1 protein-coding gene is annotated in these 1,408 nt (G+C 70.3%); it reads right to left on the reverse strand.

Annotated features, from left to right (window positions below):
- On the reverse strand, nt 1-1,408 hold a 1,408-nt coding region (locus tag ABZ260_RS51045; protein ID WP_355633206.1), incomplete at both ends, for a polyketide synthase.

Consider the following 1,408-nt stretch of genomic DNA (forward strand, 5'->3'; position numbering starts at 1 on the left):
ACCGCCCGGCCTGCGCCCGCAACGCCTCCGCCGTACGACCCGACACCACCACCGAAACCACCGGCGGCTCCACGACGGCATCCGGCATCCGGTCCTGCGCTTCGGCCGTGACCCGCTCGGCCTCCGGGCCCTGCTCGACGATCACATGCGCGTTGGTGCCACTGATCCCGAACGACGACACCGCAGCCCGGCGCGGACGGTCGGTCTCCGGCCACGCCCTCGGCTCGGTCAGCAACTCCACCGCACCAGAGGCCCAGTCCACATGTGACGAGGGTGCGTCCACATGCAGCGTCCTGGGCAGCACCCCGTGCCGCATCGCGAGCACCATCTTGATCACACCTGCCACACCGGCGGCCGCCTGGGTGTGGCCGATGTTCGACTTGATCGAGCCCAGCAGCAGCGGCCGGTCGTCCGATCTGTCCTGGCCGTACGTCGCCAGCAGGGCCTGCGCCTCGATCGGGTCACCCAGCGTCGTCCCGGTCCCGTGACCCTCCACCACGTCCACGTCCGCCGGGGCCAGCCCGGCGCCGGCCAGTGCCTGGCGGATCACCCGCTGCTGCGACGGACCGTTCGGCGCCGTCAACCCGTTCGACGCGCCGTCCTGGTTCACCGCCGAACCCCGCACCACCGCCAGCACCTGATGACCGTTACGGCGCGCGTCCGACAACCGCTCCAGCACCAGCATGCCCACGCCCTCGGCCCACCCCGCACCGTCGGCGCTGTCGGCGAACGCCTTGCACCGTCCATCGGCGGCCAGCCCACCCTGGGCGCTGAAGTCGATGAACGAGTTCGGCGTGGCCATCACGGTCACCCCACCGGCCAGCGCCAGCGAGCACTCATCACCGCGCAGGGCCTGTGCGGCCAGGTGCAGTGCCACCAGCGAGGAGGAGCACGCGGTGTCCACGGTCACCGCCGGCCCTTCCAGGCCGAGGGTGTAGGACAGCCGGCCGGTCGCGACACTACCGGCGCTACCGGTACCGGAGAAGCTCATCACCTCCGGTGGAAACTCCACACCGGTCGCGTAATCGTGGTACATGACCCCGGCGAACACGCCGGTACGGCTACCGCGCAGCGAGACCGGATCGATCCCGGCCCGCTCGACCGCCTCCCAGGACGCCTCAAGCAACAGTCGCTGCTGCGGGTCCATCGCCAGCGCCTCGCGGGGCGAGATCCCGAAGAACCCCGGATCGAACTCCCCCGCGTCGTGCAGGAACCCGCCCTCACGCACGTAACTGGTTCCACGGCTCTCCCGATCCGGGTTGTACAACGCTCCGAGATCCCAGCCGCGCGATGTCGGGAAACCGGTGATCGCGTCGGTCTCCTCGACCACCAGCCGCCACAGATCCTCCGGAGAGGCCACCCCACCCGGATAACGGCACGCCATCCCCACGATCACGATCGGATCATC

It is taken from the genome of Streptosporangium sp. NPDC006013 (assembly GCF_040614275.1).
In the GTDB taxonomy this organism is placed as follows: Bacteria; Actinomycetota; Actinomycetes; order Streptosporangiales; family Streptosporangiaceae; genus Streptosporangium.